General features: G+C 69.3%; 18 protein-coding genes. 4 read left to right on the top strand and 14 right to left on the bottom strand.

The window, feature by feature from the left end; all coding sequences use genetic code 11:
* Positions 1–189: 189 nt before the first annotated feature.
* Positions 190–1,320, bottom strand: a complete 1,131-nt coding sequence (locus ACIRRU_RS12550; protein WP_403679126.1) for a hypothetical protein — start codon at positions 1,318–1,320, stop codon at positions 190–192.
* 316 nt (positions 1,321–1,636) lie between these two features.
* Between ACIRRU_RS12550 and ACIRRU_RS12545 the strand changes: the two genes are divergently transcribed.
* Positions 1,637–2,716 carry an LCP family protein gene (locus ACIRRU_RS12545; protein WP_403679124.1) on the top strand — a complete coding sequence of 360 codons (1,080 nt, stop codon included), beginning with the start codon at positions 1,637–1,639 and terminating at the stop codon, positions 2,714–2,716.
* 38 nt (positions 2,717–2,754) lie between these two features.
* A complete protein-coding gene (locus ACIRRU_RS12540) occupies positions 2,755–3,162 on the top strand; it encodes an NTP pyrophosphohydrolase (protein ID WP_403679122.1) in 408 nt (135 codons plus the stop codon).
* Here ACIRRU_RS12540 and ACIRRU_RS12535 read toward each other — a convergent pair.
* The 9 genes from ACIRRU_RS12535 to ngcE all read right to left on the bottom strand — a co-directional run bounded on the left by ACIRRU_RS12535 (position 3,159) and on the right by ngcE (position 15,276).
* Positions 3,159–4,625 carry an amino acid permease gene (locus ACIRRU_RS12535; protein WP_403679148.1) on the bottom strand — a complete coding sequence of 489 codons (1,467 nt, stop codon included), beginning with the start codon at positions 4,623–4,625 and terminating at the stop codon, positions 3,159–3,161. The two genes, ACIRRU_RS12540 and ACIRRU_RS12535, sit on opposite strands and share 4 nt — an antisense overlap.
* 191 nt (positions 4,626–4,816) lie before the next feature.
* Positions 4,817–6,730, bottom strand: a complete 1,914-nt coding sequence (gene dxs, locus ACIRRU_RS12530) for a 1-deoxy-D-xylulose-5-phosphate synthase (protein WP_363201374.1) — start codon at positions 6,728–6,730, stop codon at positions 4,817–4,819.
* A 162-nt stretch (positions 6,731–6,892) separates the two neighbouring features.
* The gene (locus tag ACIRRU_RS12525) at positions 6,893–8,221 is read right to left on the bottom strand and encodes a sugar ABC transporter permease (protein ID WP_403679120.1); all 1,329 of its coding nucleotides are present in this window, start codon (positions 8,219–8,221) and stop codon (positions 6,893–6,895) included.
* Complete coding sequence (locus tag ACIRRU_RS12520; protein ID WP_363201372.1) at positions 8,218–9,006, bottom strand: ATP-binding cassette domain-containing protein; 789 nt, start codon at positions 9,004–9,006, stop codon at positions 8,218–8,220. Before ACIRRU_RS12520 ends, ACIRRU_RS12525 begins: the two co-directional genes overlap by 4 nt.
* A gap of 274 nt (positions 9,007–9,280) precedes the next feature.
* Positions 9,281–10,393 carry a sugar ABC transporter substrate-binding protein gene (locus ACIRRU_RS12515; protein WP_363201371.1) on the bottom strand — a complete coding sequence of 371 codons (1,113 nt, stop codon included), beginning with the start codon at positions 10,391–10,393 and terminating at the stop codon, positions 9,281–9,283.
* Between the two features lie 120 nt (positions 10,394–10,513).
* Positions 10,514–11,713: an ROK family protein gene (locus ACIRRU_RS12510; RefSeq protein WP_403679118.1), complete on the bottom strand. Its 1,200-nt coding sequence runs from the start codon at positions 11,711–11,713 to the stop codon at positions 10,514–10,516.
* A 215-nt stretch (positions 11,714–11,928) separates the two neighbouring features.
* Positions 11,929–12,858, bottom strand: coding sequence for a carbohydrate ABC transporter permease (locus ACIRRU_RS12505; protein ID WP_403679116.1), 930 nt, complete (start codon positions 12,856–12,858; stop codon positions 11,929–11,931).
* Positions 12,858–13,778 (bottom strand): sugar ABC transporter permease, encoded by a 921-nt coding sequence (locus ACIRRU_RS12500; RefSeq protein ID WP_363201368.1) that lies wholly within the window; start codon positions 13,776–13,778, stop codon positions 12,858–12,860. Before ACIRRU_RS12500 ends, ACIRRU_RS12505 begins: the two co-directional genes overlap by 1 nt.
* A gap of 49 nt (positions 13,779–13,827) precedes the next feature.
* Entirely contained in the window at positions 13,828–15,276 is a 1,449-nt protein-coding gene (gene ngcE, locus ACIRRU_RS12495) for an N-acetylglucosamine/diacetylchitobiose ABC transporter substrate-binding protein (protein WP_403679113.1), read from the bottom strand.
* A gap of 514 nt (positions 15,277–15,790) precedes the next feature.
* Here ngcE and ACIRRU_RS12490 point away from each other — a divergent pair.
* Positions 15,791–19,672, top strand: a complete 3,882-nt coding sequence (locus ACIRRU_RS12490) for a GH92 family glycosyl hydrolase (protein ID WP_403679147.1) — start codon at positions 15,791–15,793, stop codon at positions 19,670–19,672.
* Between the two features lie 107 nt (positions 19,673–19,779).
* Here the strand turns inward: ACIRRU_RS12490 and ACIRRU_RS12485 are convergent, their stop codons facing one another.
* The gene (locus ACIRRU_RS12485; RefSeq protein WP_403679112.1) at positions 19,780–20,397 is read right to left on the bottom strand and encodes a histidine phosphatase family protein; all 618 of its coding nucleotides are present in this window, start codon (positions 20,395–20,397) and stop codon (positions 19,780–19,782) included.
* 362 nt (positions 20,398–20,759) lie between these two features.
* Between ACIRRU_RS12485 and ACIRRU_RS12480 the strand changes: the two genes are divergently transcribed.
* Positions 20,760–20,936, top strand: coding sequence for a hypothetical protein (locus ACIRRU_RS12480; RefSeq protein WP_403679110.1), 177 nt, complete (start codon positions 20,760–20,762; stop codon positions 20,934–20,936).
* Between the two features lie 383 nt (positions 20,937–21,319).
* Here ACIRRU_RS12480 and ACIRRU_RS12475 read toward each other — a convergent pair whose 3' ends face one another.
* The 3 genes from ACIRRU_RS12475 to acnA all read right to left on the bottom strand — a co-directional run bounded on the left by ACIRRU_RS12475 (position 21,320) and on the right by acnA (position 26,453).
* Positions 21,320–22,105, bottom strand: a complete 786-nt coding sequence (locus ACIRRU_RS12475) for a 3-keto-5-aminohexanoate cleavage protein (RefSeq protein ID WP_403679108.1) — start codon at positions 22,103–22,105, stop codon at positions 21,320–21,322.
* The gene (locus ACIRRU_RS12470; RefSeq protein WP_403679107.1) at positions 22,102–22,980 is read right to left on the bottom strand and encodes an alpha/beta fold hydrolase; all 879 of its coding nucleotides are present in this window, start codon (positions 22,978–22,980) and stop codon (positions 22,102–22,104) included. The genes ACIRRU_RS12475 and ACIRRU_RS12470 overlap by 4 nt, the downstream gene beginning before the upstream one ends.
* Before the next feature lie 746 nt (positions 22,981–23,726).
* Entirely contained in the window at positions 23,727–26,453 is a 2,727-nt protein-coding gene (gene acnA / locus ACIRRU_RS12465; protein WP_363201362.1) for an aconitate hydratase AcnA, read from the bottom strand.
* Positions 26,454–26,476: the final 23 nt, after the last annotated feature.

Below are 26,476 nucleotides of genomic sequence, written 5' to 3'. Positions count from 1 at the left end.
CCGGGGGGGGGGGGGCGGGGGCGCGGGGGGGGGGGGGGGGGGGGGGGGGGGGGGGGGGGGCCCGCCCGCGGCCCCCCCCCCCCCCCCCCCGCTCCGTCATGCGGAGAAGGGCAGGGAAGATGCCCTCGGGCCTGCCGCCGGCCGGGGTCACCGGAGTGCCGCTGCCACGCTTCACCACCGGCTGAGCGGTCAGCGGCGGGACGCGGCGTGGCCGTTCCCCACCCGGAAGGCGACGTCGGTCGTCGGGGAGGCGAATCCGGCGGGGTCCACCGCGAAGACGCGCACCAGGTGGTCGCCGGGCGCCATGGGTCCGGGCGGCTCCCAGGACCAGCTGCCGTCGGCGGCCACGTCCGGGGAGCCGAGGGACGCGCCGCGTTCCCGGAGGCCGACCCGTACCGCGCCCGGGGCGAAGCCGGTGAACCGGACGGCCGCCCCGACGTGTTGGCCCGGTACCGGCGTGTGCACCAGGGGTGCGGGGAAGGTGTCCCGGATCTGTGAGGTGGCCTTGAGGAAGGCGTCGATGGCCGACCGGTCGGCCTCCGGGCGCTCCCGCCCGTTGACGACGTGGCCCAGGCGCGGGGGCATCCCGTCGATGAGGAAGTTCACCAGCCCCATGAGCATCGGCACGTTGCGCCGGATGACCTCGGTGTGGCCGCTGATGTGCGGGGAGTCGCTGAGGATGAGGTTGACGTTCTCGTAGCCCTGGAGGAGCGGGAGGAACGGCTCGACCTGGACGGGGTACTGCTCGTCCTGCGGGGAGGAGAGCAGATAGATGTGGGCGCCCCGGTTCGCCCCGGAGGTCACCAGGTCCGGGATGACCCGGTCGAGGACCTGGATGTTCCGCTCGGTGACCTCGCCCATCATGAACCGGGCGGTCTCGGGGTGCTTGCGCAGATGGGTGCCGATCAGGAACTGCGGTACGAGCGCCACGATGTTGCCGAAGCCGTACTTGAGCCCGAAGTACAGGGCGGCGCTGCCGCCCTTGGAGCCGCCCCACAGGGTGCACTGGCCGGGGGTGAGCCCGAGGGAGTTCCTCACGGTGGCGATCAGCGCGAGGACGGACCGCTCCAGGGTGAAGTCCATCCCCCGGCACAGGTAGTAGCTGTTGCGGCCGTCGAAGTGGTCGCGGATCCACAGGACGTTGGCGCGCAGCTTGTCGAAGACGCCGTTCGACCAGCCGTAGTCGTCGGGCGCCGCGATGTCGGCGAAGACGACGACGAGGTGCTGGTTGCCCTTCTTGGCCGGGCTGAAGCGGTAGTGCACCGGATACGCGTCAGAGGTGTCGATGCCGGTGTGCAGGCCGGACGGTGCTGCGGACATGGTGGCGCTCTCCGGTTCTGGCGGGGTCCCGGCGTCGGCCGACGCGCCCCGGGCTCTCGTACGGTGTCAGTACCGCGGCTGGACGCGGGAGGCGTGCGCCGGGGTGAACAGCCGGTCCCCGGTCGACGAGGATCACCCGCCGGTCGACGGCGACACGGCGCTCCGGCGGGCCGGACGAGCCTACACAGGACTCGCACGGATGCTCGACTCCTTGTCTATAGTTCACCGGACCACGACTGTCGGACCGGCCCCTCCCCCACCCGAGTCCACCCGCCACAGCCCCACGGGGCCGCGAGACCAAGGGACTTGGCACAGGATGAGCGACGACGGCATACCCCCGGGCTCCCGCACCTCCCGACGAGCGGCCAGGCCGCCCCGGCGCCGGCGCGGGCTCAGGATCGCGCTCGGTGTCCTGCTCGTCCTGCTGCTCGCCGGCGGCGGCACGGCCTACTGGCTGTACAGCGAGCTGGACGGCAACATCAAGGGCGTCGACATCGACAAGGCGCTCGGCGAGGACCGTCCGGAGAGGCTGCCCACCAGCGGGCAGAACCTGCTGGTCCTGGGGTCGGACTCACGGGCCGGGGCAGAGAACGAGGAGCTCGGCGGAGGCGGGAGCGTCGGCGGCGCCCGCTCCGACACCGCAATGGTGGTGCACATACCCGAGGGGCGGTCGAAGGCCGTCGCCGTCTCCGTGCCGCGCGACACCCTGGTGGACCGGCCCGAGTGCGCCGGGAACGGCGGTTCGCCGCTGCCCGCCAGGGAACGGGTCATGTTCAACTCCGTCTACGCGCAGGCCGGTCCGGCCTGTGTGGTGAAGACGGTGGAGAAGATGTCCGGTGTGCGCATCGACCACTATCTGGAGATCGACTTCGCCGGTTTCAAGGACCTGGTCGACGCCATCGGCGGAGTCACCGTCGACGTCCCCCAGGACATCGACGACAAGGCGAGCGGACTGCGCCTCAGCGCGGGCCCGCAGAGACTGGACGGCACCGAGTCCCTCGCGTACGTCCGGACCCGGCACGGCATCGGCGACGGCAGCGACCTCGGCCGCATCGGGCTCCAGCAGCAGTTCCTGCTGGCCCTGCTGAGCGAGGTCAGGTCCCAGGACCTGCTGGGCAGTCCGGCCGGTTCCTACCGGATCGCCAACGCCGCCACCAAGGCGCTCACCACCGACTCGGGGCTCGCCTCGCTCACCTCGCTGGCCCAGTTCGCCCGCTCGATGGACGGTGTCGACCCGGCGTCGATGGAGACGATCATGCTGCCGGTGGCGTACGACAGGATCGACCCGAACCGGGTGGTCGCGGCCGAGCCGCAGGCCGGTCAGCTGTGGAAGGCGATCCGCGAGGACGCCACGATCCCCGAGGAAGCGAAGAAGTCCCCCGCCACCGGCGGCTGACGGTGTCTCGCGCCACCCGCGCGTGACACCCTGCCCGCATGGGTGAGGACGAAGCGGCGCTGCTGATCGTGGACGCGGCCAACGTGGTCGGTTCGGTTCCCGACGGGTGGTGGCGGGACCGGCGCGGGGCCGCCGAGCGGCTGCGGGACTCGCTGGTGCGGTACGCGGCGGAGGGGCTGCCGGGGCTGCCCGGCCCGGTGGAGATCGTGCTCGTCGTCGAGGGGGCCGCCCGGGGCGTCGCGTCCGTGCCGGGCGTCGACGTGGTCTCCGCCCCGGGCAGCGGTGACGACCTGATCGCCGGGCTGGCGGCCGCGGCGGCCCCCGGCCGGGAGTGCGTCGTGGTGACCGCCGACCGCGGACTGCGGCAGCGGGTCGAGGCGCACGGGGCCCGGTGCGTGGGCCCGCGCACGGTCCGACCGCTGCCGCGATCCGAGGACAGCCCTTAGCGGCCTTCCTTGACCATCCGGCTGCGGGAGCGCCCGTAGGCGAAGTAGATCACCACGCCGAGCGCCATCCAGACCCCGAACCGCAGCCAGGTCTCCGCGGGCAGGTTGAGCATCAGCCACACCGAGGCGGCCACCGAGGCGATGGGCAGCACCGGCACCCAGGGGGTGCGGAAGGCGCGGGGCAGGTCGGGGCGGGTGCGGCGCAGCACCAGGACGCCGAGCGCGACGACCACGAAGGCGAAGAGCGTGCCGATGTTCACCAGGGTGGCCAGTTCGTCGATGCTGGTGAACCCGGCGACGATCGCGATGATGACGCCGAGCAGGATCGTGGGACGGTACGGGGTCCGGAAGCGCGGGTGCGTCTTGGAGAAGAAGCGCGGCAGCAGTCCGTCGCGGCTCATCGCGAAGAAGACGCGGGTCTGGCCCAGCAGCAGGATCATGCAGACCGTGGTGAGGCCGATCGCCGCGCCGAAGCTGATCACTCCCGCGTAGAACGGGTGCCCCGCGGCCTTGAAGGCGTCCGCGAGCGGGGCGCTGACGGTGAGTTCGCTGTAGCGCTGCATGCCGGTGACCACGATGGAGACCGCCACGTAGAGCGCCGTGCAGATCACGAGCGAGCCGAGGATGCCGCGCGGCATGTCACGCTGGGGCAGCTTGGTCTCCTCGGCGGCGGTGGCGATGACGTCGAAGCCGATGAAGGCGAAGAAGACGATGGAGGCGGCGGTGAAGATGCCCATCACACCGAAGTTGGTGGGTTCGTAGCCGAACATCAGCTGGACCATCGGGGCGTCCCAGCCGGAGCCGGAGGACTGCTTCTCGGACGGTGGGACGAAGGGCTTGTAGTTGTCGGCCTTGACGAAGAAGAGCCCCGCGATGATCACGATGAGCACCACGCCGACCTTGATCGCCACGACGACCGAGGTGACCCGGGCGGAGAGCTTCATCCCGACCACCAGGACGCAGGTCAGGAGCAGCACCAGGACGAAGGCGAGGATGTCGAAGCCGAATCCTTTTGCCACGTCGGTGCCGGAGAGCACGTCGGGCAGCGCCCACCCCACGTTGTCCAGCAGCGAGCGGACGTAACCGGACCAGCCGACCGCCACCACCGCCGTGCCCAGCGCGAACTCCAGCACCAGGTCCCAGCCGATGATCCAGGCCACCAGCTCGCCGAGCGAGGCGTAGGAGAAGGTGTACGCCGATCCGGCCACCGGGACGGTGGAGGCGAACTCGGCGTAGCAGAGGGCGGCCAGTGCGCAGACGACCCCGGCGACCACGAACGCGATGGCGGTGGCCGGTCCGGCCGTCTCCTTGGCGACCTTGCCGGTGAGCACGAAGATGCCGGTGCCGATGATGACGCCGACGCCGAAGACCGTCAGGTCCAGCGCGGAGAGGGACTTCTTGAGCGCGTGCTCCGGCTCCTCGGTGTCGCGGATCGACTGCTCGACGGACTTCGTGCGGAAGATGCCTTTTCCGCTGGGCGGTGTGACCTGCGCGCTCACCTGCGTACCTCCACGCACTCGATGTGAACGCCATGATGAGGACCGCGAGGCACCAGAACGCGCCAGTTGGCCCGTTTCATGCGAATGGGCCGGGAGAACCACCCGGACAGGGGTCGTCTTCCCGGCCCGTGGGCCCGAAAACAGATCGGTTCGGGTCAGTCGCGGGCGGGCTCCACCGCGCGGCCGGCGAAACGGCCGTCGAGCTTGGCGACCAGGCCGGTGACCTGCCGGGCGATGTCCGGCGCGGTCAGCCCGATCTCCGCCATGACCTCACCGCGGGAGGCGTGGTCGAGGAAGACCGGCGGGATGCCGAAGTCACGCAGCGGTACGTCGACCCCGGCATCGCGCAGCGCCTGGGAGACGGCGGAGCCGACGCCTCCGGCGCGGCTGTTGTCCTCGACCGTGACCACGACGCGGTGGCGCTCGGCGAGCGGGGCGAGCGCTTCGTCGACCGGTTTGACCCAGCGGGGGTCGACGACGGTGGAGGAGATGCCCTGGGCGTCGAGCAGGTCGGCGATCTCCAGGCACATCGGGGCGAGCGCGCCCACGGAGACGATCAGGACGTCCGGGCGGTCCGCCCTCGGCTCACGCAGGACGTCCATCCCGCCGGCCTTGCCGACCGCCTGGACGGCGGGGCCGACGGCGCCCTTGGAGAAGCGGACCACGGTGGGCGCGTCGTCGACGGCGACGGCCTCGCGCAGCTGGGCGCGGACCTGGTCGGCGTCGCGCGGGGCGGCGATCCGGAGCGTGGGCACGCACTGGAGGATCGACATGTCCCACATGCCGTTGTGCGAGGCCCCGTCGGTGCCGGTGATGCCCGCCCGGTCCAGCACGAAGGTGACGCCGCACCGGTGCAGGGCGACGTCCATCAGGACCTGGTCGAAGGCGCGGTTGAGGAAGGTGGCGTAGACCGCGAAGACCGGGTGCAGGCCGCCGGTGGCCAGGCCCGCCGCGGAGACCGCGCCGTGCTGCTCGGCGATGCCGACGTCGTAGATCCGGTCCGGGAAGGCCTCCTCGAACTTGCCGAGGCCGACGGGCTGGAGCATGGCCGCGGTGATCGCGACGATGTCCTCGCGCTCGTGGCCGAGCTTGACCATCTCCTCGCCGAAGACGGAGGTCCAGTCGAGGCCGGAGGAGGAGATCGGCAGACCGGTGTCCGGGTGGATCTTGCCCACCGCGTGGAAGCGGTCGGCCTCGTCCTCGAGAGCCGGGGTGTAGCCGCGGCCCTTCTCGGTGAGGCAGTGCACGATGACCGGGCCGCCGAAGCGCTTGGCGCGCTGGAGCGCCGACTCCAGGGCCTCGATGTCGTGGCCGTCGATCGGGCCGAGGTACTTCAGGCCGAGGTCCTCGAACATGCCCTGCGGGGCGATGAAGTCCTTCAGGCCCTTCTTGGCGCCGTGCAGGGTGTCGTACAGCGGGCGGCCGACGACGGGCGTGCGCTCCAGGAAGTCCTTGCCACGGGCCAGGAACCGTTCGTAACCGTCGGTCGTACGGAGCGTGGCCAGGTGGTTGGCCAGGCCGCCGATGGTGGGAGCGTACGAGCGCTCGTTGTCGTTGACGACGATGACCAGGGGGCGGTCCTTGGCGGCGGCGATGTTGTTCAGCGCCTCCCAGGCCATACCGCCGGTGAGCGCGCCGTCACCGATGACCGCGACGACGTGGTCGTCCTTGCGCAGGACCTCGTTCGCCTTGGCCATGCCGTCGGCCCAGCCGAGGACCCCGGAGGCGTGGCTGTTCTCGATGATGTCGTGGTCGGACTCGGCGCGGGAGGGGTAGCCGGAGAGGCCGCCCTTGCTCTTGAGCCGGGAGAAGTCCTGGCGGCCAGTGAGCAGCTTGTGGACGTAGGCCTGGTGACCGGTGTCCCAGAGGACCTTGTCCTTCGGCGAGTCGAAGGCGCGGTGCAGGGCGATGGTGAGCTCGACGACGCCCAGGTTGGGTCCGAGGTGACCGCCGGTCTTGGACACCGCGTCCACCAGGAAGGTGCGGATCTCGTCCGCGAGCTGCTCCAGCTCACCGAGGCTGAGCCGGTCCAGGTCGCGCGGTCCCTTGATGCGGGTCAGCAGATCCACCCGTGCCTCCTTGCGTTTGAGCTGATCGAGCGTGCCGATCCGATGAGTCTAATGTTCCGCTCCCGGACGCGGGCAGCGGGCGGCCCGGTTGTAGCGGTACCCGGACATGCGCGAGCGCCCGGTGTCCCTGGGGACGCCGGGCACCCGCGCGGGGTTGAGCCGTCAGGCGCGGCCCGCGGTCTTCTGGGTCTTCCGGGTGACGGAGTCGATCACGACCGTCGCCAGGAGCACGGCGCCCGTGACCATGTACTGGATCGGGGTGGCGATGCCCTCCAGCGAGAGTCCGTACTGGATGGAGACGATCACCATGACGCCGAGCAGCGCGTTCCAGGTGCGGCCGCGGCCGCCGAAGAGGCTGGTGCCGCCGATCACGGCCGCCGCGATGACGTTCATCAGCAGGTCGCCGGTGCCGGAGCCCTGGTTGGCCGCCGCGATCTTGGAGGCCCAGAACAGGCCGCCGATCGCCGCGAAGGTCCCCGCGATGGAGAAGACGGAGATCCGGATCGCGGTGACGTTGATACCGGCGCGCCGGGAGGCCTCGACGCTGCCGCCGAGCGCGAAGATCTTCCGCCCGTAGGCCGTACGGCGGAGCAGGAAGTCCGTGCCGACCAGGACGATCAGGAAGAGGACCAGGGCGAGCGGCAGGCCGCGGTACTGGTTGAACATGTACGCGGCGGCGAACGCGAACACCGCGAGGACGGCGGTGCGCACCGCGATGTCGACGACCGGCCGGGACGGGATGCCCGCGGCCTCACGGCGCCGGGTGTCCAGGAGGGCGGAGAGGAAGTAGCCCACGACCGCGACGACGGCGAGCCCGTAGGCGGCGGCGACGTCGGTGAAGTAGTACGTGGTCAGCTTGCCGACCACCCCGTCGCCGTCCAGGTTGATCGTGCCGGAGTCGCCGAGCAGCTGGAGCATGAAGCCGAGCCAGAACAGCAGACCGGCCAGGGTGACGGCGAAGGCCGGGGCACCGATCCGGGCGAAGAAGAAGCCGTGGATCGCGCCCATCGCCGCGCCGCTGACGATGGCGACGACGATCGCCAGCCACTCGTTCATGCCCTGGGTGACGCTGAGCACCGCGACCAGGGCGCCGGAGACGCCGGAGACGGAGCCGACCGAGAGGTCGATCTCGCCGAGCATCAGCACGAAGATGATGCCGACGGCCATCATGCCGGTGGCGACCATCGTGACGGCGATGTCGCTGATGTTCTTCGCGGAGAGGAACTCGGAGTTCATGCTCTGGAAGACGATGGCGATGATCGCGAGGCCGACGACCACGGGGATGGACCCCAGGTCACCGCCGCTGATCTTGCGCTTGAACTCGGTGAGGTAGCCGCCGAGGCCCTGCTCGCGGATGAGCAGGCGGGGGTCGACGACCGTGGCGGCGCCGTCGGCGGCCTCCGGGTTGCCCACCGGGGCGCCGGAGGCGGTGCCGGTCGCGTCCGCGGAGCCGGTCTTGTCCAGCGTGGTGGAGGTCTCGTCGGTGGTCACTTCGAAACCTCCGCGTTACGGGCCGCACGTCGGGTCACGGCGTTGTCCGTGGCGCCGGTGATGGCGGAGATGATCTCTTCCTGGGAGGTGGTCTTCACATCGAAGACCCCGTTGTTCCGGCCCAGCCGGAGGACCGCGACCTTGTCGGCGACGGCCTTCACATCGGCCATGTTGTGGCTGATGAGGATGACGGCGTGGCCCCGCTCGCGCAGTCGCTCGACGAGGTCGAGGACCTGGGCGGTCTGCTCGACGCCGAGGGCGGCGGTCGGCTCGTCGAGGATGACCAGCTTGGGCTCGCCGAGCATCGAGCGGGCGATGGCCACGGTCTGGCGCTGACCGCCGGAGAGCGAGGCGATCGGGATGCGGACGCTCGGGATGCGGATGGAGAGCGTGGACAGCAGCTCGCGGGAGCGGCGCTCCATCTCCACCTCGTCCAGGATGCCGAACTTGCGCAGCTCCCGGCCCAGGTAGAGGTTGCCGACGACGTCGATGTTGTCGCACAGCGCGAGGTCCTGATAGACGGTCGCGACACCGAGGTTCTGGGCGTCGTGCGGCTTGTCGATCCGCACGGCCCGGCCGTCCCACTCGATGACGCCCTCATCGATGGGGTGGACTCCGGCGATCGTCTTGACCAGCGTTGATTTACCGGCGCCGTTGTCGCCGACCAGGGCGACCACCTCACCGGCGTGGACCTCTAGCTCGACATCGGTGAGTACCTGTACGGCACCGAATCGCTTCGAGACCCCTCGCAACGCCAACACGGGCGTAGCGGACACGTGAACCATCTCCTTCGCCGCCTGACCGGCGGGGATGCCGCGACCGGGGGAAGGCGCGGCGGTCGAGCATGAAGAGAACAGAGGAACGGGGAAGCTGTTCCGTCCGGCGCCCCGCCCGGCAGCGGGACAGTCGGGTGGGCGGGGCGCCGGACGGGCTTCGTGGCGCGTGCGGGCCGGGCTGCGGCGCCGCGTACGCGGGCGGTGCCGCCGTACGGACGCCGCGCGGGCGGCGGGGTACGGCTCGGGCGGGGCCGGGCCGCGCGGGGCGGCCGGGCCCGGCGGACTACTTCAGACCGATCTTGTCGCAGGCGGCCTTGTACTTGGCCGAGCAGATCTCGTCCAGCGTCCAGATGCCGTCCTTGATGACGGTGTCCTTGATGTTGTCCTTGGTCAGCGAGACGACCGGGACGAGGACCGTCGGGACGCCCTTGGTGGTGGCGCTGTCGACCTCCGAGGTGGCGATGGAGTCGAGCTTCTCGCCCTTGGCGAGGGCCACGGCCATCTCGGCGGCGACGATGCCCTCGGCCGGGTAGGACTTGTAGACGCTCATGAACTGCTCACCGGTGACGATGCGCTGCACACCCGCGAGCTCGGCGTCCTGGCCGGTGACCGGCGGGAGCGGCGAGAGGCCGGCGCCCTTGAGGGCGGTGATGATGCCGCCCGCCATGCCGTCGTTGGCGGAGTAGACGCCCGCGATCTTGTCCTTGCCGAGGGCGGTGATCGCCGCCTCCATGTTGGCGTTGGCGTTCTCCGGCTTCCACTCCTTGGTGTCGTACTCCTTGCCGTACTTCACCTTGCCGTCCAGGACGGACTTGGCGCCCTTCTTGAAGAGGGCGGCGTTCGGGTCGGTGATCGCACCGTTCATCATGACGATCTGGCCGCCGTCGGCCTTGTCGCCCAGGGCCTCCAGCAGGGCCTTGCCCTGGACCCGGCCGACCTCTTCGTTGTCGAAGGAGGTGTAGGCGTCGATGGGGCCCTCGGCGAGGCGGTCGAAGGCGACGACCGGGATGCCCGCGTCCTTGGCCTTCTTGACGCTGTTGGCGATCGCCTTGGAGTCGACCGAGCCCAGGATGAGGGCGTCGACCTTGTTGGTGATCATGGTGTCGACCTGCTGCGACTGCGTGTTCGCGTCCTGCTTGGCGTTGGCGTAGGTGACCTCCGCCTTGCCGCCGGTGAGCTCGCCGATCTTCTTCTCGATGATCGGGCGGTCGAACTTCTCGTAACGGGCCGTCTGGTTCTCGGGGAGGAGCAGACCTATCTTCAGGTCGTCGCCCTTCTTCTCCGAGCCTCCTTCGGCCTTGTCACCGGACTCCTTGGCGCTCCCGCAGGCGGCCAGCGAGACCGCCATCGTGGTGGCGGCTACGGCAACGGCGGCACGTCGCATACGCGTGTTCATTCTCGAACCTCCCTGACGAGGCCGCGACGTTGCGGCCGAGGTGGCTGGAAGTCAACTCGGCCAGGGCCTCAGCGTCAAGGAGTAAATCCTTAACGAGATGACAACGGTGCCATTCGTTATCTAAGTGAAGGCAGGAGTCGCCGCGGGGAGGGTGCTCTCCAAAAGGGTCGAATCCCCCATCTCGCTGAGCACCAGGGCCAGCGCGCCGAGCACCTCGGCACGTCCGCCGAGCGCCCCCGGGAGCACCGAGAGCTGCCGGGCGGCGCTGGGGATCGCGTACCGCGACACGGAGTCCCGTATGGGCCCCAGGACCAGCTCCCCGGCCTCCGCCAGCGAACCGCCGAGCACCACGCGGCTCGGGTTCAGCAGATTGCACAGGTTGGCCACCCCGCTGCCTATGTGGCGGCCCACGTCGCCGATCACCCGGCGGCACCCGGGATCGCCCTCGCGGGCCAGCTGGACGACCCGCTCCATGGTGAGCCCGGGGCCGTGGCTGGGCTGGAGCAGCGGCAGGACGTAGCGGGCGGCGGTGAAGGTCTCCAGGCAGCCGCGGTTGCCGCAGCGGCAGACCGGGCCGGACTCGTCGAGCGTGATGTGCCCGATCTCGCCCGCCGTGCCGCCGGGGCCGCGGTAGATGGTGCCGTCGATCACCAGACCGGCGCCGACCCCGCTGGCGACCTTGATGTACGCCAGGTCCTTGACGCCGCGGCCGCTCCCCCAGACCAGCTCGCCGAGCGCCCCGAGGTTGGCGTCGTTGTCGACGTAGACCGGGACGCCGAGGCGGCCCGCCAGCTCCTCCCTGGGGTTGATGCCGGTCCAGCCCGGCAGGATCGAGGTGGAGCCGAGCGTGCCCGACTCGACGTCGATGGGGCCGGGGACGCCGAGCCCGACGCCGATGATCTTGTCCGGGCCGATGGCGGTGGCCTCGATGAGCCGCTTGACCAGCACCTCCGCCCGGCCGAACCCCTCGGCGGACGAGGCGTCCACGTCCAGCGGCTCGGCCTCCTCGGCGAGCACCTGGTGGGCGAGGTTGCCGACGGCGACGCGCAGGTGGGTGTGGCCGAAGTCGACGCCGATGACGATGCCCGCGTCGCCGCTGAGCGAGACGCTGCGGGCCCGGCGGCCGCCCGCCGAGGTGGGGGTGACCTCGACCGTGCCGCCGTCCTTCAGTTCACGGACGATATTGGAGACGGTCGCCGCGGACAGCCCGGTGCTCCGGGCGATCTCCGCCTGGGTGAGCGATCCCGCCATCCGTACGGCGCGGACGACCCGCTCCAGATTGGCCCTGTGCAGCGATGTCTGCGACCCGGGAGTCTCCATCGACTCATCCACTCCTGCCCTTGGCGGGCGGCCCGGAGAGGACCGCCCCGGCCGGGGCCGCAGCGACGAGACCCCGGCTTCCTCCAACATGTGAACTCTAAGCTGACCGTTCGGGGGTGCCTCCCGTCAAGACCTGAGCACCGGCACGGCCGTGACAGCCCGGTGCCCCGGCGGATCGAGTCCGCCGGGGCACCGGGTCGTTGTGGAGCTGTGACCTACTTGAGCGCGCCCGCCGTCAGTCCGGAGACCACCTGGCGCTGGAAGACGATGTACGCGGCCAGCACCGGCAGCATCGCGATCACCAGGCCCGCGAAGAGGCCGGAGTAGTCGCCCTTGTAGCCCTGGCTGGCGGCCAGCTCCACCAGGCCCTGGGCCAGCACCCGCTTCTCCGGGTCGGTGTTGAGCACGGTGGGCAGCATGTACTGGTTCCACTGCCCCAGGAAGTTGAAGATCCCGACGCTGATCAGGCCGGGCTTCGCCATCGGCAGCATGACCTGGAAGAACGTCCGGGTGTGCGAGGCCCCGTCGATGATCGCCGCCTCGGCCACCGAAGTCGGCAGCGTACGGAAGAACGAGGTCAGGAAGAACACGGTGAACGGCAGCGAGTAGGCGATGTACACCGCGATCAGGCCGTGGATCGTGTTCAGCAGCCCCATGTTGTCCATGACGTAGAACAGCGGGACCAGCGCCAGCATGATCGGGAAGCTCATGCCGCCGACGAACAGGAAGTAGATGAACCGGTTGCCCGGGAACTCGAAGCGCGCGATCACATAGGCGGCCATCGAGCCGAGGACCAGGGTGCCGACGAGCGAACCGCCCACCACCATGATGGTGTTGAGGAAGTACTCGCTCATGTGGGCCTGGCTCCAGGCCCGGCCCCAGGCGTCGAAGCTCAGCGAACCGGGCAGCGACCAGGGGGTGTTGAAGATGTCCGAGTCGGTCTTGAACGAGGACATCACCGCCCAGAACAGCGGCAGCACGACCATGATCGCCCAGACGATCAGCACACCGTGCGAGAAGACGTTGAGGACGTTGCCCCCGGTGGTCTTCGCGGGGCCCGGCGCGTCGCCGCCGGTGGTCCCGGAGCGCTGGGCGGGTACCTTCGCCGCCTCGGCCCCGGCGGGAGGGGTGTCAGTGGTCTTCATCAGTACTCCAGCCGCTCGCGCCGGCCCAGCCGCATCACGATGGCGGCGAACGCCAGCGTGACGATGAGCAGGGCGACACCGATCGTGGTCGCGTAGCCCGCCTGCCCGTCCCGGAACGCCGCCTGGTAGACGTACAGCGGCAGGACGGTCGTCGAGTAGTCGGGCCCGCCGGGGCCGACGCTCATGATGTGGACGATGGCGAAGCCCTCGGCGCCGAGGGCCAGGATGCCCATGTAGACCCAGCCGGACTGGACCGTGTCCCACAGCAGGGGCAGCGTGATCCGGAAGAAGGTCGTGAAGCGGCTCGCGCCGTCCAGCAGGGCGGCCTCGTAGAAGTCCTTGGGGATGGAAGCCATGCCCGCGGAGAACAGCACCACGAAGAAGCCGGTCGTGCCCCAGACCAGGACGCCCATGATGACCCACAGGGCCAGCTGGGGGTCGCCCAGCCAGTCCGGTACGTCGGAGAAGCCGACGCCCTTGAGGATGCCGTTGATCATGCCCTGGGTCGGGTCGAAGGCGAACTGGAACAGGATGGCCACGATCGCGATCGAGAGGACCTGCGGGAAGAAGTAGGCGATCTTGTAGAAGCCCGAGCCCCGTACTCCGGTGACGGCGGCGCCCTTGCGACGCCGCCCGCCCACGTTGAGCATGAACGCGAAGAAGAGCGCGAGACCCAGCGTCACCAGCGGCAGCAGGACGGCCAGCAGCACGCTGTGCTGCAGCGATTTCCAGAAGACGTCGTCGTCGAGCATCTTGGTGTAGTTGTCGAACCCGACCATCTTGAAGTCGGGACTCAGCCCCGTCCAGTCCGTGAACGAGTAGTAGATGGACTGGATGAAGGGCCAGATGACGAAGACGACGTACAACGTCATCGGCACCACCAAGAACCCGACTATGAACCGGTATTTACCGTGTTGCATCGTTACCGACTCCGACCTTCCCGTGCTGCCCGCCGCTGGTGACGCGTGATCACTGGTGCTTGAAGTGCTTGATCGACTGGTCCTTGGCGGTCGCGTCGGCGAAGGCCTGGATCTTCTTGATGGTCTCGGCCGGGGTGGCGCGGCCCGCCATCATCTCGCCGAGCGCGGCGACACCGATCTGCTCCTTCTGGAGCTTCACGTACCAGTCCTGGAGGCGGGGGTTGACCACGTTGGTGCCCGCCTTCTCCAGCGCGGCGACACCGGACTTCAGGCCGTCCGACAGCTCGATGCCGTCGGTGCCGCCGTTGAAGGCGGAGAGCGACTTGGTGTTGCTGGTGAAGGACTTGGAGGAGGCCTCGCTGAGCATGATGCGCAGCTGCTCCATGCCGCCCTCGGGGTTCTTCGCCTTGCTCGGGACGATGAACGGCTCCCCGCCGGAGGCCCAGAGGGTGCCGAAGGGCAGCTTGTCCGAGGAGTCGAGGCTGGAGGGCGCGCCCACGGACAGCTTGAAGTCCTTGGGGATGATCGCCGCCTCCTCGTTCTCCACCCAGGAGCCGTTCGGGATGAACAGCGCCTTGCCGCGGGCCCAGGCGCCCTGCGAACCGCGGTGGTCCAGGCCGGGGGTGCCCTTGAGGATGTAGCCCTTGGCGTAGAGCTCGTAGTAGGCCTCGAAGGCCGCCTTGACCGCCGGGTGCTCCCAGGCCTTCGGCTCCAGGTTGTCGATGGCGTCGAGGACCTCGACGCCGCCGATCTTCCCGATGAAGGGGTAGAGCGAGAAGGGGATGTAGTACGGGTGCTTGCCGGGGTAGGTCCAGCCGGCGATGCCCTGCTTCTTCGCCTTCGCGCAGAGCGCGAGCATGTCGTCCCAGTTCTCCGGGTACGTGGCGTCGAGCTTCTCCAGCGCGGTCTGGGAGTACCAGACGCCGTAGACCGTGTACGCGTAGTACATGATCCAGACCGGGTCGCCGTCGAACTGGCCCATCTCGACGATGCCGGGCCGCAGGGTGTCGCGGACCTTCTTGGCGGGGTCGTCGACGGAGGGGGCGTCCAGGAGTGCCGTCAGGTCGGTGAGCTGCTTCTTGCCGACGAGGACGCCCATGTCCATCTGCTGGGCGCCGGAGTTGTCGATCAGGTCCGGCGGAGTGCCACCGTTGAACCGCGGCTGGAGGACCGACTGGATCTTCTGCGTCGCGGAGAACTTGACCTTCGCCTCGGGGTAGGTCTTCTCGTAGACGGCCTTGGCGTCCTCGGCGTACTTGGTGCCGAAACCGCCGTCGAAGATGACGATCTCCAGCGGGGCGCTGCCGTTGACGGCGAGCGGGTTCTTCTCGGTCTTTTCGCCCTTTTCGACCTTGTTGTCGCTACTGTCACCGCTGCCGCTCGCGCAGGCGGACAGGAAGCTCATCGTCGGAACAGCGATCAGGCCGAGTGCGGCAGAACGCTTGATCAGATCGCGACGGCCAAGGCCCTCATTGTTGTGGGCGGAGGTGGATCCCATGCTCAAGTCCTCGCCTTCTCCAGGACTCAGGCGGTGTGCCGGTCGCCCGTCGAAAACTCGCCTCAGGCGAAGGGCCCCGCCACCGCGGTCAGTTGCGCTTGGGTGGTGCGGATATGCAGATGTGCCGACGCACCGGCCCGGCCGGTGTCGTTGAGGTTTCGGGAGACTACAGCGCGGACGCCCCCGGCGTCCTCGCGACCGTCCTCAAGTCTCCCGCGCGCGTACACCCGCGGGAAAACCGGCGTACGGACGCCGACAGGTATAGTCCACTCGCCGCCAACTGAGCAAGATCGAAAGCAGGTTTGGGCGGCAGTCTTTCCCGAGTTGAGACCTCACGGACACCTCTTCCTCGCACACCCGCCCCCCGGGGCGGCTATCTCCGCATTGCGGCCGGTTCGTCGGGCCACGGAGCGCCAACACCCTTGACACGCCCTGTCGCTTGACCACCTACTGGTCCTTGCATCCCGCTATGACAACGTTGTCCATGCATTTTCCCGGGGAGGAATGGCTCGGTATGCAGCCACCACGCGGTCTTCACCACGGCTCCGACGAGGCGCCCGACACGGTCCCCCGCCCGGCCCGGCGCCGGAGACGGACCCCCACAGCGGCCGCCCTGGCGGCCTCCCTCGCACTGGTGGTGATCGCCCCGGCGGTCGCCTCCGCCCAGCCGGCCGCGCCGGACCGTAAGCCCTCCGGCGAGCGGACGTTCACCAGCTCGTTCGAGGCCGACGAGAGGCAGCCGGACTGGCGCGACACCGTCGAGGCCGGCCCGGACGGGAAGGAGCGCGCCTCCGGGATCGACGGCGGGTTCTCCTCCGGCATCCCGGGCAACGTCACCGACCGGGTCACCGAGGTCCGGGCCAGCGCGGAGAACGCGGCGGGCGGCGAGGTCAAGGAGAACCTGGTCGACGTCGAACCGGCCTCCAAGTGGCTGGCGTTCGCGAAGACCGGCTGGGTCGAGTTCGATCTGGACGAACCCATCCAGGTCGTGACGTACGCCCTCACCTCGGCCAACGACCACGCCGAGCGCGACCCGAGGGACTGGACGCTCCAGGGCTCGGCGGACGGGAAGGAGTGGACCGCCCTCGACACGCGCAAGGGCGAGACCTTCGCCAAGCGGCTCGAGACGAAGACGTACGACTTCGCCTCCGGCACCGCCTACCGGCACTTCCGGCTGGAGATCACCGCGAACGGCGGTGCGGACGCGCTCCAGCTCGCCGACGTTCAGTTCTCGAACGGTGACGCCTCCACCCCGGTGCCCAAGGAGATGCGCAGCCACCCCGACCGCGGCCCCTCCGGCTCCCCCACCGCGAAGTCGGGCGTGGGATTCACCGGAAAGAGGGCACTGCGCTACGCGGGTACGCACCAGGCGGACGGGCGGGCGTACTCGTACAACAAGATCTTCGACGTGAACACCGTCGTCACCCGGGACACCGAGCTGTCCTACCTGGTCCATCCGCAGATGAGCGAGACGGACCTCGCCTACCCGGCGACGCATGTGGCGGTGGACCTCGCCTTCACCGACGGCACCTATCTGAGCGAGCTGAAGGCCACCGACAGCCACGGCGGGCTGCTGACCCCGCAGGGCCAGGCGGACGCCAAGCGGCTGTATGTGAACCAGTGGAACAAGGTCTCCGCCCGGATCGGCGGCGTCGCCGCCGGCAAGACGGTCGACCGGATCCTGGTGGCGTACGACTCGCCGAAGGGGAAGGCCAAGTTCCAGGGCTGGATCGACGACCTCTCGATCGCCCCGCGGAAGCCGGAGAAGCCCAAGGCGCACCTGTCGGACTACGCGCTGACCACCCGCGGCACCCACTCCTCCGGCGGCTACTCGCGCGGCAACAACATTCCGGCCGCCGCGGTGCCCCACGGCTTCAACTTCTGGACGCCGGTGACCAACGCCGGTTCGCTCAGCTGGCTGTACGACTACCACCGGGGCAACAACGCGGACAACCTCCCCACGCTCCAGGCCTTCAGCGCGAGCCACGAGCCGAGCCCCTGGATGGGCGACCGGCAGACCTTCCAGGTGATGCCCTCGGTCGCGAGCAGCACCCCGGACGCCGCCCGCACCGCCCGCGCCCTGCCCTTCCGGCACGAGAACGAGGTGGCGAGGCCGCACTACTACGGGGTCACCTTCGAGAACGGCCTCAAGGCGGAGATGGCGCCGGCCGACCACGCGGCCCGGATGCGGTTCACCTACCCCGGCAAGGACGCCAGCCTGGTCTTCGACAACGTCTCCAACGCGGGCGGCCTCACCCTGGATCCCGAGACCCGCTCCTTCTCCGGCTACACGGACGTCAAGAGCGGTCTGTCCACCGGGGCGACCCGGATGTTCGTCTACGGCGTCTTCGACGCGCCGGTCACCGACAGCGGCAGGCTGAAGGGCGGCGGCGGTGACGACGTGACGGGCTTCTTCCGCTTCGACGCGGGCAAGGACCGCACGGTCAACCTGCGTCTGGCCACCTCGCTGATCGGCGTCGACCAGGCGAAGAAGAACCTGGCATCGGAGATCCCGGAGTCCGCCTCCTTCGAGAAGGTGCGCCGCACCGCGCAGCAGGCCTGGGACAGGATCCTGGGGACGATCGAGGTCGAGGGCGCGAACGAGGACCAGCTCACCACGCTGTACTCCAGCCTCTACCGGCTCTACCTCTACCCCAACTCCGGCCACGAGAAGGTGAACGGCAAGAACCGGTACGCCAGCCCCTTCTCCAAGCCGGTCGGAGCCGACACCCCGACGCGGACGGGCGCGAAGATCGTCGACGGCAAGGTGTACGTCAACAACGGCTTCTGGGACACCTACCGCACGACCTGGCCCGCCTACTCCTTCTTCTCCCCGAAGAAGGCCGGTGAGCTGGTGGACGGCTTCGTGCAGCACTTCAAGGACGGCGGCTGGACCTCGCGCTGGTCCTCCCCCGGCTACGCGGACCTGATGACCGGCACCAGCTCGGACGTGGCGTTCGCCGACGCGTACGTCAAGGGCGTGAAGTTCGACGCGGAGGCGGCGTACGACGCGGCGGTCAAGAACGCCACGGTGGCCCCGCCGTCCTCCGGCGTCGGACGCAAGGGCATGGAGACCTCCGTCTTCACCGGCTACGCGAACACGGCGACGCACGAGGGCCTGTCCTGGTCGCTGGAGGGCTACCTCAACGACTACGGCATCGCGCGGATGGGCGAGGAGCTGTACCGGAAGACGAAGAAGGCGCGGTACAAGGAGGAGTCCGCGTACTTCATGAACCGGGCGCAGAAGTACGTCAAGCTCTTCGACGACAAGGCCGGGTTCTTCCAGGGGAGGAAGCCGAACGGCGACTGGCGGGTGCCCTCCGGCCAGTACGACCCCCGGGTCTGGGGCTACGACTACACGGAGACCAACGGCTGGGGCTACGCCTTCACCGCCCCGCAGGACAGCCGGGGCCTGGCCAACCTGTACGGCGGCCGCGCGGGTCTCGGCAAGAAGCTGGACACGTACTTCGCCACCCCGGAGACGGCGGGCCCGGAGTTCGTCGGCAGCTACGGCGGGGTCATCCATGAGATGACCGAGGCGCGGGACGTGCGGATGGGCCAGTACGGGCACAGCAACCAGGTCGCCCACCACGCCACGTACATGTACAACGCGGCCTCGCAGCCCCACAAGACGCAGGAGAAGGTCCGCGAGGTGCTGAGCCGCCTCTACGTCGGCAGCGAGATCGGCCAGGGCATCCACGGCGACGAGGACAACGGCGAGCAGTCGGCGTGGTACCTCTTCTCCTCGCTCGGCTTCTACCCGCTGGTGATGGGCAGCGGGGAGTACGCGATCGGCTCGCCGCAGTTCAAGAAGATGACCGTCCGCATGGACAACGGCCGCAAGCTGACCGTCAAGGCCCCGAAGAACAGCCAGCGGAACATCTACGTGCAGGGCGTGAAGGTCAACGGCAAGAAGTGGACCTCCACGGCACTCCCCCACTCCGTGCTGGCCAGGGGCGGAACGCTGGAGTTCGACATGGGCCCGGAGCCCTCCTCGTGGGGGACGGGCCAGAAGGCCGCCCCGGTCTCCATCCAGCGGGACGACCGGGTGCCCGCGCCCGAGGGCGACGTGCTCCAGGGTGACGGCGCGCTCTTCGACAACACCTCGGCCACCACGGCGGAGGTCACCTCGGTGGAACTGCCGGTGACCGCCCGGACCAAGGCGCTCCAGTACACGCTGACGTCGGCGTCGGCGGACAAGGCGCCCACCGGCTGGACGCTCCAGGGCTCGTCGGACGGGAAGAGGTGGACGGACCTGGACCGCCGCAAGGGCCAGTCCTTCGCCTGGGACAAGCAGACTCGGGCCTTCTCGGTGGACCGGCCGGGCGCCTGGGCGAAGTACCGGCTGGTGCTGACGGGTGCGGCCACGCTGGCGGAGGTGGAGCTGATCTCCTGACCCGTACGGTGATCTCCTGACCCGCACGCGCAGGTGCGGGCGGTGGCCGGTACCCCGGAGGACGGGGTACCGGCCACCGGCGTCTCAGGGGCTTCGCCGAGGGCTCGTCACCGGACCTGGAGACTCTCCGGCAGGGCGACGTTGAGGGCGGCGACGACCGGCCGGCCGTGTTCGGTGCCGAGGCGGGAGACCGCGCCGGTGGCCAGCTGGAAGAGGCGGCCCTCGGCCGGGGTCAGCCCGAGGTAGCGGGCGGTGAGGACACGCAGGAAGTGCGAGTGCGCGACGAGCGCGATGTCCGCGTCCCCGAGTCCGTCGGCGGCCGACCGGACGCCCGCGAGCACCTGGTCGGCCCGCTGGCCGATCTCCGCGGGGCTCTCGCCGGGGTGCTCGTCGGAGCCGGGGTCGACCCCGTCGGTCCACAGGTTCCAGAAGGGCCGGGTGCGGCGGATCGCCTGGGTGGTGATGCCCTCGTAGCCCCCGTAGTCCCACTCCCGCAGTTCGGGGGTGACCCGGGGGGCGTGGAGTCCGGCCAGCTCGGCGGTGCGGCGGGCCCGGACGGCGGGGCTGACCAGGGTGAGCCCGATGTTCCGGTCGGCCAGCAGCGGGACGAGCGCGCGGGCCTGGCGTTCCCCGGCCTCGGTGAGGGGGATGTCGGTCCAGCTCGTGTGCTGCCCGGAGCGGGACCACGCGGTCTCGCCGTGGCGGATGAGGATCAACTCTCCCATGGTGCTCCGTTCGCTCCAGGTGCCGGGTTCGGGGGCTCGCAGGCTCGGGCCCCCGGTTCACGATCGCACCCGGCGGCGGCCGGGTGGCGGAGGCACGTAGGGCAAGGCTCTCATCCGGCCGCTCTGACGTGATCAACCCCGGGTGCCGGAGAAAGATTCCTCCCCTCCGGCACCCGGGGTCCGGTCTTTCCCCCGCTCCACCATCCTCATGAGGAGAGAATCGGGATATGCGTTCCGCACACCCACCCGGTAACCCGCCTCTGAATCCACCCGCTGCTCTCATCCGCTCCGTCGCCCTGCGCATGACCCGTCGGCTGGCCGACCAGCCCAAGCCAGTCGGCGCTCTGACGTCAGTTGTTCGTATGGTGGAGAACGACGAAGCCGAACTGGCCATGGACGACATCGGATTGCTGATCCAGTACTACCGCCTCCCCGTCCTCCGGTCGGAGTACGAGGACCTCGTCCTGGCGGCGGAACAGTTGAACTCCCTTGACTCGCTCACCGACACCGACGTCGAACTGCTCGTCATCGACAGGTAGAGGTCCGACAGGAACCTTCTCCCGTCACCGCGCCCCGTCACGGGCAGCGCGCCTTCCTCAGAGTTCGCCAGATCATCGAGGCGATCGGCCGGGGCCTTCCCGGAACACCGGCCCTGAGCCGTCCGCTTGAGCGGGACGAGTGCCGCGACCTGCTGGACCGGCCCCGGCATGTAGGCGATCGGGAAGAATTCTCCGGAGGTGAGCCTGCCGGATCCTCGCCACCGGCACCGTCTCCAGGACGTCCGACCAGGCCCTGGACAGGACCAGCCGTCGGGAGTCGGCGGCCGGAGCCCCGTCGGTCGGGGCGACGCCGGAGGTGGGCTTGACGCTCCTGATGGTTCAGGCCGGGGCGAACCACGAGAGCCGCCCGGCGGTCCACACGTTCACAACAGGTCGCGCGCGGCCTGAACCAGCTCTACGTTGCCCGCCGCGGGGCGGCCGTCCGGCAGAAGGCCCGTGTCCTCGATACCGATGCGGATACCGTGTCCCCGCTCGGCGGCTCGGCGGCACACGTCCCAGGTCGCGATGCCGTACCCGTGATGCAACTGGTCCAGTGACATTCCCGCCTCGGTCACCATCTGTTCCATGGCGGCCGCGTCGGCGACGGCAGTGGACGGGTCTGTGTCCAGTGCCTCGATGACGACACGGCGGAAGAGCTCGGGAGTGTTCCGGCGCACGAAGAGCTCAGCATCGGCGACGGACAGGAGGCACGCCTCCAGACCCACCCCCCTCAGTGCCAGCAGCTCACTCAGCTCCACGATTCCGGCTTCCCCTTGATTCGCGGGGACGAGGTCGGGGAGCGTGGTCCATGACGCGATCAGCTTCAGTCGCCTCGTCGCATCGGGTTCGATCTGCGCGAACGTGGTCATGGAGATGGGGACGCCCGGACAGAGCGCACGTACGGCTGTGATGGCTCGGGCCACCGGCCCCTCGGCCAGAGTCTCCTCACCGTCGTCGTCGAAGGCATGCAGGTGGAGGAGGTTCGCACCGGCCGCCACACACGCCGCGGCATCGGCGGCGGTCTCTTCGGCGGTGCGGGGCATCGCGGGGTGGGAACTGTCTCCGTTCAGCGCCACCTGCAGCGTGCGCCGGTTTGGCCGCGGTGCCCGATGTCCGGGCGTCGCAGCCTCACCGGCTTCCTGCGCGCCGCCGCGCCGACGCCTGGTCATGCCCGCTCTGACGTGTTCTGACCCAGGAAGCCGCGCATCGCGCCGACGACCGTGTCGAGGTGGCTTTCGAGGAGGAAGTGGCCGCCGCCGGAGACCAGTTGGATGTCCGCGTTCGGCAGGTCCTTCGCGAATGCCCGTGCGCCGTCGGAGCCGAAGATCTCGTCCTCCGCGCCCCAGATCACAAGCAGCGGGACCTGGCTGGAGCGGAAGTACTCGTGGAGCCGGGGGTAGAGGGGAGGGTTGCTGGCGTAGTCCTGGAAGAGGGCGAGCTGGATCCGGTCGAGACCAGGGCGTGAGATCTCGTGGTGATCGGTGGCCCAGGTGTCCGGGTCCACGAGCTCCGGTTCGGCGACGCCGTGCAGGTACTGCCAGCGGATGGCTTCCTCGCTGAGAGCCCCTCTCATCGCTTCTTCCGTCGACGGACCCGGGGACTGCGCGTAGGCCCAGACCGGGGCCCAGAACTCGGGGACGAAGCCTTCGTCGTAAGCGTTGCCGTTCTGCGAGACGATCGCCGTGACGGCATCGGGGTTGCGCAGAGCCAGGCGCCAGCCGACGGGTGCGCCGTAGTCCTGGACGTAGATCGCATAGCGCCGCACACCCAGCTGGGTGAGCAGGGCCTCGGTCACGTCCGTCAGCGCGTCGAACGTGTAGTCGAATGTGTCGGCCGGTGGCGTGGCGGACTGGCCGAAGCCCAGGTGGTCGGGGGCGATCACGTGGTAGCGGTCCGCCAGGGCGGGAATCAGGTGCCGGAACATGCGCGAGCTCGTGGGATAACCGTGCAGCAGGACGATGGTCGGGGCGTCGGCGGGGCCGGCCTCCCGGTAGAAGACGCGATGTCCGTGCACGGACGTGTAGTGGTGTCGTACCGCGGCCATGGCTAACCCTTTCGTGCCGTCAGTGAGGTCAGTTCGACCCTTCGAGCGTGCCTCTTCAGATCTAACCTGTCAAGCGCATCTAAGGGGTTAGAGCTGAAGGAGAGGCAATGAAGGACGGGGAGCACAGCTCGATACGCTCGACAGCACGCCGTTACGGAGTGGTGCCCCATTTGACCTGTGGTGGGACGGGTGGGATGGGTGGGCTGTCCGCTCCGGGGTTGCGCTGGCTCCGTAGAGCAAACATGGCCCAGGAGAGCCCGTGACGCACTTCAGGCTGTTGCGGGGTGAGAGCGGGCCGGACGTCACACGGCGGGCTGAGGGCCGGCGTCTGCGGTCCGCTGGGAAGAGGTGGCCATCATGCCGCGGGGTGCGGCTTCGCCGGCGAGATAGCCGTCGAGGATCTTCCGGCGCTGGGCGAGGCGCCGTTCCCGCTGGGCGAGTTCGTCACGAACCGTGCGGACGCGAGCCACAAGTGCTGGGCATTCCGCCTCCGTGCGCGTTCCAAGCCGTGTGAACGGCCGAATCGAACATCGGCCTGGTGCGCCGCAGCGATTTCAGAGTCCGCACAGAACCCGAGACGCATCCTCCTGTTTCAGCCACCTAGGGGTGTCAGAAGGTGACGATGCACAGCGTGCGCTTGACGATGATAACGACGGGAGCTCACCGGTGGACCGTCCGCCCCGCCGAACTCGATCGCCCCGCCCCCCGCGCGAGACGCAGGGGGCGGGGCGATCGTTCACATCAGCTCAGCTACCGACAAGTTCGCGGAGCACGTACTGCAGGATGCCGCCGTTGCGGTAGTAGTCCGCCTCGCCGGGGGTGTCGATGCGGACGACCGCGTCGAACTCCACTCCGGTGTCGGTGGTGACCTTGACCGTGCGGGGGGTGGTGCCGTTGTTCAGCTCGGTGACGCCGGTGAAGGAGAAGGCCTCCTCGCCGGTGAGGCCGAGGCTCTCGGCGTTCTGGCCCTCGGGGTACTGGAGCGGGAGGACGCCCATGCCGATGAGGTTCGAGCGGTGGATGCGCTCGTAGGACTCGGCGATGACGGCCTTGACGCCGAGGAGCGCGGTGCCCTTGGCCGCCCAGTCGCGGGACGAGCCGGAGCCGTACTCCTTGCCCGCGAGGATCGCGAGCGGGGTGCCCGCGGCCTGGTAGTTCTGCGAGGCGTCGTAGATGAACGACACCGGTGCCGCGTCGGCGGTCGCGGCCTGGGTGAAGTCGCGGGTGTAGCCGCCCTCGGTGCCCGGCGCAATCTGGTTGCGCAGGCGGATGTTGGCGAACGTGCCGCGGATCATGACCTCGTGGTTGCCGCGGCGCGAGCCGTAGGAGTTGAAGTCACGGCGCTCGATGCCGTGCTCCGTAAGGTACTTGCCCGCCGGGGTGTCGGCCTTGATGGCACCGGCCGGGGAGATGTGGTCGGTGGTGACCGAGTCGCCGAGCTTGGCGAGGACGCGGGCGCCGGTGATGTCCTCGACGGGGGACGGCTCCATCGCCATGCCCTCGAAGTACGGGGGCTTGCGCACGTAGGTGGACTCGGCGTCCCACTCGAAGGTGTTGCCGGTCGGGATCGGCAGCGCCTGCCACTGGGCGTCGCCCGCGAAGACGTCCTGGTAGGACTTGTTGAACATGTCCTCGCCGATGGCGTTGGCCACGACGTCGTTGACCTCGGCCTCGGTGGGCCAGATGTCGGCCAGGAAGACCGGCTTGCCGTCCTGGTCGGTGCCCAGCGCGTCCTTGGTGATGTCGACCTTCATCGAGCCGGCGATGGCGTACGCGACGACCAGCGGCGGGGACGCCAGGTAGTTCATCTTGACGTCGGGGTTGATGCGGCCCTCGAAGTTGCGGTTGCCGGAGAGGACCGAGGTGACCGCGAGGTCGTTGTCGTTGACGGCCTTGGAGACCTCCTCCGGCAGTGGGCCGGAGTTGCCGATGCAGGTGGTGCAGCCGTAGCCGACGAGGTTGAAGCCGACCTTGTCGAGGTACGGGGTCAGGCCCGCCTTGTCGAAGTAGTCGGTGACGACCTTGGAGCCCGGGGCGAGGGTGGTCTTGACCCACGGCTTGCGGGTCAGGCCCTTCTCGACCGCCTTCTTCGCCACGAGCGCGGCGGCGACCATGACGTAGGGGTTGGAGGTGTTGGTGCAGGAGGTGATCGCGGCGACGGTGACGGCGCCGTGGTCGATCTCGTACGTCGAGCCGTCGGGGGCCGTGACGGTGGTCGGCTTGGTCGGCACGCCGTTGGCGGAGGCCGGGGCGTCGGAGGCCGGGAAGGACTCCTTGCCCGCCTCCTCGTCGTCGGAGACGTAGTTGCGGACGTCTTGGGCGAACTGCTGCGCGGCGTTGGCGAGGACGATGCGGTCCTGGGGGCGCTTGGGTCCGGCGATGGAGGGGACGACCGTGGCGAGGTCGAGCTCCAGCTTCTCGGAGAAGTCCGGCTCGGCCTTCGGGTCCAGCCAGAGGCCCTGCTCCTTGGCGTACGCCTCGACCAGGGCGACCTGCTGGGCGTCGCGGCCGGTCAGGCGCAGGTAGTTCAGGGTCTCCTCGTCGATCGGGAAGATCGCGGCGGTGGAGCCGAACTCCGGCGACATGTTGCCGATGGTGGCGCGGTTGGCGAGCGAGGTGGCGGCGACGCCCTCACCGTAGAACTCCACGAACTTGCCGACGACGCCGTGCTTGCGGAGCATCTCGGTGATGGTCAGCACGAGGTCGGTGGCGGTGGTGCCGGGCTTCAGCTCGCCGGTCAGCTTGAAGCCGACGACGCGCGGGATGAGCATGGAGACCGGCTGGCCGAGCATGGCGGCCTCGGCCTCGATGCCGCCGACGCCCCAGCCGAGCACGCCGAGGCCGTTGACCATGGTGGTGTGGGAGTCGGTGCCGACGAGGGTGTCGGGGTAGGCCTGGCCGCCGCGGACCATGACCGTGCGCGCCAGGTGCTCGATGTTCACCTGGTGGACGATGCCGGTGCCCGGGGGGACGACCTTGAACTCGTCGAAGGCGGTCTGGCCCCAGCGCAGGAACTGGTAGCGCTCCTTGTTGCGGCCGTACTCCAGCTCGACGTTCTGGCCGAAGGCGTCCTTCGTGCCGAACTTGTCGGCGATGACGGAGTGGTCGATGACCAGCTCGGCCGGGGCGAGCGGGTTGATCTTCGCCGGGTCGCCGCCGAGCTCCTTGACGGCCTCACGCATGGTGGCGAGGTCGACGACGCAGGGCACGCCGGTGAAGTCCTGCATGATCACGCGGGCCGGCGTGAACTGGATCTCCTGGCTGGGCTGTGCCTGGGAGTCCCAGCCGCCGATGGCCCGGATGTGGTCGGCGGTGATGTTCGCGCCGTCCTCGGTGCGGAGCAGGTTCTCCAGCAGGACCTTCAGGCTGTACGGGAGGCGCGCGGAGCCCTCTACCTTGTCCAGCTTGAAGATCTCGTACGACTCGTCGCCCACGCGCAGCGTGCTGCGGGCGTCGAAGCTGTTCGCCGACACGACAGTCTCCTTCTTCAATGTGC

It is taken from the genome of Streptomyces sp. NPDC101181 (assembly GCF_044767975.1).
In the GTDB taxonomy this organism is placed as follows: Bacteria; Actinomycetota; Actinomycetes; order Streptomycetales; family Streptomycetaceae; genus Streptomyces.
This window is presented reverse-complemented; position numbering and strand designations above follow the sequence as displayed.